The 6,201-nt window shown below is 45.6% G+C and carries 7 protein-coding genes; 5 read left to right on the top strand and 2 right to left on the bottom strand.

Translation table 11 applies throughout. From position 1 onward, the window contains the following. Positions 1 to 25: 25 nt before the first annotated feature. From gltX to A37S_RS0107695, 5 genes are all read left to right on the top strand, one after another. Entirely contained in the window at positions 26 to 1,555 is a 1,530-nt protein-coding gene (gene gltX / locus A37S_RS0107675) for a glutamate--tRNA ligase (RefSeq protein ID WP_036601693.1), read from the top strand. 11 nt (positions 1,556 to 1,566) lie between these two features. Continuing rightward, positions 1,567 to 2,505 (top strand): ribosome small subunit-dependent GTPase A, encoded by a 939-nt coding sequence (gene rsgA / locus A37S_RS0107680; protein ID WP_425414401.1) that lies wholly within the window; start codon positions 1,567 to 1,569, stop codon positions 2,503 to 2,505. 82 nt (positions 2,506 to 2,587) lie between these two features. Beyond that, complete coding sequence (gene dtd / locus A37S_RS0107685; RefSeq protein WP_028296495.1) at positions 2,588 to 3,040, top strand: D-aminoacyl-tRNA deacylase; 453 nt, start codon at positions 2,588 to 2,590, stop codon at positions 3,038 to 3,040. Positions 3,041 to 3,098: 58 nt separating this feature from the next. Beyond that, positions 3,099 to 3,428, top strand: coding sequence for a nucleotide pyrophosphohydrolase (locus A37S_RS0107690; protein ID WP_028296496.1), 330 nt, complete (start codon positions 3,099 to 3,101; stop codon positions 3,426 to 3,428). 3 nt (positions 3,429 to 3,431) lie between these two features. Further along, positions 3,432 to 4,616, top strand: coding sequence for a class I SAM-dependent rRNA methyltransferase (locus A37S_RS0107695; protein ID WP_028296497.1), 1,185 nt, complete (start codon positions 3,432 to 3,434; stop codon positions 4,614 to 4,616). Between the two features lie 31 nt (positions 4,617 to 4,647). Here the strand turns inward: A37S_RS0107695 and A37S_RS23890 are convergent, their stop codons facing one another. Beyond that, on the bottom strand, positions 4,648 to 5,550 hold the full coding sequence (locus tag A37S_RS23890; RefSeq protein ID WP_211229739.1) for a DUF4886 domain-containing protein: 903 nt from the start codon (positions 5,548 to 5,550) through the stop codon (positions 4,648 to 4,650). 466 nt (positions 5,551 to 6,016) lie between these two features. After that, a partial coding sequence (locus tag A37S_RS27720; protein WP_028296498.1) for a hypothetical protein occupies positions 6,017 to 6,201 on the bottom strand: 185 nt, incomplete at its 5' end.

Here is a 6,201-nt window from a genome sequence, read left to right on the forward strand (position 1 = left end):
CAACTAAATTCCTATCTTTGCCGCTATGTCTAAAGATACAGATAAGAAAGTCAGAGTCCGTTTTGCACCTAGCCCCACCGGTGGTTTGCACCTAGGGGGCGTGCGTACGGTTTTGTTCAATTACCTCTTTGCGAAAAGCCAGGGAGGCGATTTGATATTACGTATAGAAGATACTGACCAGACACGTTTTGTGCCCGGTGCCGAAGAGTATATCGTAGATTGCCTACATTGGTGTGGCTTGGTGCCGGATGAAAGTCCCCAAAAAGGAGGTGACTATGGTCCATACAGGCAGAGTGAAAGAAAAGAACGCTATCGGCAGTATGCAGAGCAATTGGTGCTTGACGGTTTTGCCTATTACGCTTTTGACACGCCAGAAGAATTGGACGAACAGCGAAAGTTGGTGCCCAATTTCAGGTATAGCCACGAAAATAGAGATCGGTTGAAAAATTCACTTAACCTACCTGTCGATGAGGTGGACGCCTTGTTGAAAGCAGGCGTGCCGCATGTCGTTCGCATAAAAATGCCAGTGGGAGAAACCGTTGGGTTCACCGATATGATACGTGGATTTGTGAGTTTCGACACCTCATTGGTAGATGATAAGGTTTTGCTTAAAGCTGATGGGATGCCTACATACCATTTGGCCGTTGTGGTAGATGACTATCAGATGAAGATCACCCATGCTTTTCGTGGAGAGGAGTGGTTGCCATCAGCGCCAGTGCATGTTCTTCTCTGGGAGTACCTAGGATGGAGATCGGTAATGCCAGAATGGGCTCACCTACCCCTCATCTTAAAACCTGACGGAAACGGAAAACTCAGTAAGCGTGATGGGGACCGGCTAGGATTCCCGGTTTATGCCATGAATTGGACCGATCCCAAAACGGGCGAACTTACCAAGGGTTTTCGGGAACTTGGTTTCTTGCCAGAAGCATTTGTAAACCTGCTGGCCCTGCTAGGATGGAACGATGGCAGTGAGCAAGAAATATTTTCTTTACAAGAGCTGATAGATCGTTTTTCTATTCAGAGGATCAGCAAAGCAGGTGCGAAATTCGATTTTGAGAAGGCTAAGTGGTTCAACCACGAATGGATAAAGCGAAGTGATTTATCGGAGCTTGCCCCCTACCTGAGGGAGGTTTTGGCCAAGCACGATGTGCTGGATGTGAAGGACGGCTATTTGGAGCAAGTACTCAGTTTGGTCAAAGAAAGAATGACGCTTTTACCTGATTTCTGGGAACAGGCCGGTTTTTTCTTCAAGGCTCCCACGACATATGACATAGAATCCATCAAAAAGAAATGGTCTACGGAAAAGACCGATTTTTTTATTGATATAATCAGTAAGATGGAGGGATTGGAACCTTGGCGCAGTGAGGAGTTGGAGCATTTTTACAAACTTGCCATCCAAGCTAGCGGACTCAAAATGGGGGAGCTGATGCTGCCTTTTCGCATCATGCTAGTAGGTGGAAAGTTCGGCCCTCATGTATTTGATATTGCCGCTCTTTTGGGCAAAGAGGAAAGTATTGCCAGAATGAAGCGCGGATTGGAAGCTATTTTGGCCTAACAATAGAGCGCATGCCCACTACAAAAGGATTGGAAGCAGTAGTTGTCAAGTCGACGGGAAGCTGGTACACGGTGATGACGACAGACGGTCACTTGTTGGAAAGTCGCATTAAAGGCAAGTTTCGGACAAAAGACATCAAGACCACCAATCCCATTGCCGTAGGCGATAGGGTAGAAATAATGATGGAACCCGATCAGCAGACGGCGGTGATAGTATCCTTGCGGGATAGGAGAAATTATATCATACGCAAGTCCGTGAACCTTTCCAAGCAGGCACATATTCTGGCGGCCAATTTGGATCAAGCTTTGTTGGTTGTCACTTTGGCTTCTCCTCCCACTTCGCTCGGATTCATTGATAGGTTTCTTGTAACTGCGGAGGCATATGATATCCCGGCAATGCTGGTATTCAACAAACTTGATCTATTTAGCGAGGAGGGGCTAGAGATTTTAGAAGATTATCGAGCTATATATGAGCGATTGGGCTATCCCACTTTTGAAGTCTCTGCCCTCGAAAAAACCAATGTTTCACTTCTGCTGGCCGCATTGCATGAAAAGACAACCCTTATAATGGGGCATAGCGGTGTGGGCAAGTCAACGCTCATAAATAGTTTGATTCCATCGGCGCAACAAAAGACTGCCAATATTTCTGCTTGGAGCGACAAGGGAAAACATACGACTACTTTTGCGGAAATGATTCCCTTAGAAGGTGGCGGCTATTTGGTGGATACGCCCGGCATTCGCGAAATGGGTATCGTAGACATTGAGCCGCAGGAGTTGGGGCACTTCTTCCCAGAGATGAGGGAACTGATGCATCAATGCCGTTTTAACGATTGCCGGCATATCAATGAACCTGGATGTGCTGTGCTCACTGCATTGGAGGAAGGGTTGATAGAGCCGAGCCGTTACGATAGTTATCTAAGCATTTATCATGGCAATGATACCAGAGCATAATAAAGTTGTGAGTTGTGTGATGTGAGTTATGAGCCGCATGACAGATCCGCACAACGGGCAACTGAAAATACACAACTAAAGAATGAGAGCAGTAATACAACGCGTAAGTAAGGCCTCGTGCACCGTGGACGGCAAAGTTACCGGAGCTATTGAGCACGGTTTGCTGATCCTGCTGGGCCTTGAGGAAGCGGATACGATGGAAGATGTAGTCTGGTTGGCGCAGAAAATCGTAAACATGCGGATATTTGGCGACGAGCAGGGGTTGATGAATAAATCTATCCAGGATTTATCGGGCGATATTTTGCTTATCTCGCAGTTCACCCTTTTTGCTCAGACAAAAAAAGGCAATAGGCCTTCTTTTATACGTGCGGCCAGACCAGATAAGGCCATACCTTTATATGAAGCAATGACTGCTGAGCTGGAGCGGCTGCTGGGCAAGGCGGTGGAAAAGGGTGTTTTCGGGGCCGATATGAAGATCGACCTTTGCAATGATGGCCCTGTAACGATTGTGATGGATACGAAGAATAAGGAATAGAGGCTAAAGGCGTAAGGCCTAGGAATGGAAGGTGTAAGGCGATCTAAATACTAATAAAATGACCATAAAAGAAGCACAGGAGTTGGTAGATAGGTGGATAAACACCACTGGAATCCGTTACTTCAACGAACTAACCAATACGGCTATGCTCATGGAGGAGGTGGGGGAAGTGGCGCGGATCATGGCTCGGCAGTATGGCGAGCAATCCTTTAAGAAGTCTGATAAGGAAGTCAACCTGGCCGATGAGATGGCCGATGTATTGTTTGTATTGATTTGCTTGGCAAATCAAACAGGGATAGATTTGACGCAGGCCTTGGAAAAGAACCTAGAAAAGAAATCTATCCGCGATGCCGACAGGCACAAGAACAATGAAAAACTGAAAAAATAGAAGATGCATACCATTATACTCAATAAAGGTAAGGATAAGGCCGCATGGCAGGTGCACCCTTGGATATTTTCTGGCGCCATAGCCAAGATAAAGGGAAAGCCAGGTAATGGAGATCTGGTGGAAGTGGTCAATGCAAATGATGATTTCGTGGCCTATGGCTATTACAATGATGAGTCGCGCGTGGCCGTGCGGCTATTGGAATGGAACCGGGCCATACAGGTAGATACAGACTGGTGGAGGGAGAAGGTGGCCAAGGCTATCACAGCTCGGAAGTCTATCTTTAATGCCGACACGGATACTGCTCGGTTAATTTTCAGCGAGGCCGATTTCCTGCCGGGCTTGATAGCAGATAAGTATGGAGATTTCATTTCGGTGCAGGTACTTACTTCGGGCATAGAACGGGTAAAGGAAGTGATTATTGACGAACTGGTGAAGCAATTGCAGCCTAAGGGCATCTATGAGCGCAGTGATGCCAATGCCAGGTTGCACGAAGGAATGCCTGCCGGTGGAAGTGTTTTGTATGGAGAGCAGCCGCCTGCCTTCGTAGAAGTGAAAGAAAATGGCATAATTTACCACGTGAACATCATTGAAGGGCAGAAATCTGGTTTCTATTGTGATCAGCGTGACAACAGAGCTATCGTGGCTCGGCATAGTGTTGGCAAGAAAGTGCTGGATTGTTTTTGTTATTCAGGAGGATTCAGCCTAAATGCACTCAAAGCCGGCGCGCGTGAAGTATATGGCGTAGACAGTTCAGCTTTGGCGATAGAAACGCTCAAGCAGAATGCCAGGCTCAATGGATTTGACGAAACGAGTTATACAACGCTGCAGTCTGACGTAAATAAGCAGTTGCGACAATATAAGGAGCAAGGGGAATTGTTTGATATAGTGGTTTTAGACCCGCCAAAATACGCTCCTTCGAGAAGTAGTCTCGACAAAGCAGCTAGAGCCTACAAAGACCTCAACAGGTTGGGACTTGCCCTTCTGGAAAGTGGAGGCCTGTTGGCCACCTTTTCTTGTTCCGCGGCTATGGATATTGCCACCTTCAAGCAGGTGTTGGCATGGGCTGCGCTGGACGCTGGCAAGCAGATTCAGTTCATCCATCAATTTTGCCAGCCGGAAGATCACCCAATTCGCTCTTCTTTTCCAGAAGGAGAGTATCTGAAGGGTTTATTGTGCAGGGTAATCTAAACATCTGAAGGCTTCCCTGCCCACAAGACGTTTAGAAATCCGTCATTGGGGTAATCGCATTGGGATTGGTCACGGCAAAATGTGCCGCATATTGCGCTATCTTGACATCCTTGTCTGATAGCGCCTCCGGCTTGTATGGGTTTCCGATTACGCTCTTTCCAAAAAGCATTTCGTACCAGGTGCAAGATGCGGTATACCTTCCGATACCTAGGTCAAGGTGATAGCCATCACGCGTGAAATTATCACCAATACTGCTGGTTCTGGCATTCTGTATAGCCGTGCCAACTGGAACTACTAGGTCAATATGCACCAGGTTTTTAGCGCTGTCTACGGCATTAACAATAGCCTCATACATTTTTTGCTGGTCCTTTCCGTAGTTGGCAAATCCTTCGTGGGTGGAGTTCTTGGCATATGCCCAAGTTTGATGGAGCACAAATTGAACGTCGTGATGGACGTGCGATGTCACATAGTCGTATACCTGCGGGAGGGATGCCGCCCATGTATTGTACTGGCCAGAATTAGGGCTGGCTTGTTGTAAGCTAATATGTGTCCACTTCTCATCGGCAAGGGCTTTTGCTATGGAAATGTTCGGTGTGGTTATCTTCTCTCCATCTATGCCGATCTTGCGATAACTGTATCTTGCTGTATCATTCCGTGCATTCTCCGCATGTAGTGCTAGGGATGCGCCGCCTATATATAGATTGCCTATAATGATAGGAATGCCCTCCGCCGCCGCTAAGCCGTGTAGGTAGTATTCCAGAGCATCTTCGGAAAAGCTGTTGCCAATGGCAAGAAGCTTAATGGTATCTGCCTGTTGTGGAGCATAGGAGGAATGTAGCCCTTGTTTGCTTGTTTTCTTGGATGAACCAAAAGCCATCGTCACTGCGAAGATTCCCAGCAGCGCGAAGGCCAGTGTATAAAGACGTTTTTTCATATGTTTACAGATATTGGTAAGGGTAATGTCAATTGGCAACTAATTTCAAAGCTAAATTCGTATATTAAGTTTAAAGGTGCAATTTTTTGTTTAATAATTGTCTTTGGGTAGGATCAACTAAGGCCAGCAGTTGTGAAGAAGGGGGCGTTATTCCTACTTGAACAAAGAGTTAGGGCTTTTTCGGATCATTTTATTTAATGGAGAGTAATTTAAATTTATATAATGGTTAACTAAAAGTATATATGGCCGTCTTTTTACCGTCTTCTTGCCGTCTTTTTATAGTCTTTTACACGAATAAAAGACGTCTGATATACTAATAATTGATAGTTAATTTAATTTTTAGTATATTATTAATATATGTTTACACTACCAAACGGATAAACTTAAAAACAGGCAATAAACTCACTTAACTTACTGATTATCAGTAAATATTTTCATTAGATAAAAAAGCCNCCCCCCCTGTTTTTTAGAACAGTTCTACCTGTATACAAGGTGGTTTATTTCGTTTTTTCTGTTTGCTGTAAGTTCTCCTGCTGTTCTGCACCATCCAATATATCTCAAGATTACTGATTAAATGGATTCTTATCAGTGCAGCAATGGTGGAAAACGCCTTTTTGCTCTGGGATTTTACCCGGAGAACCTGCAACAGTA

It is taken from the genome of Olivibacter sitiensis DSM 17696, assembly GCF_000427965.1.
Lineage (GTDB): Bacteria > Bacteroidota > Bacteroidia > Sphingobacteriales > Sphingobacteriaceae > Olivibacter > Olivibacter sitiensis.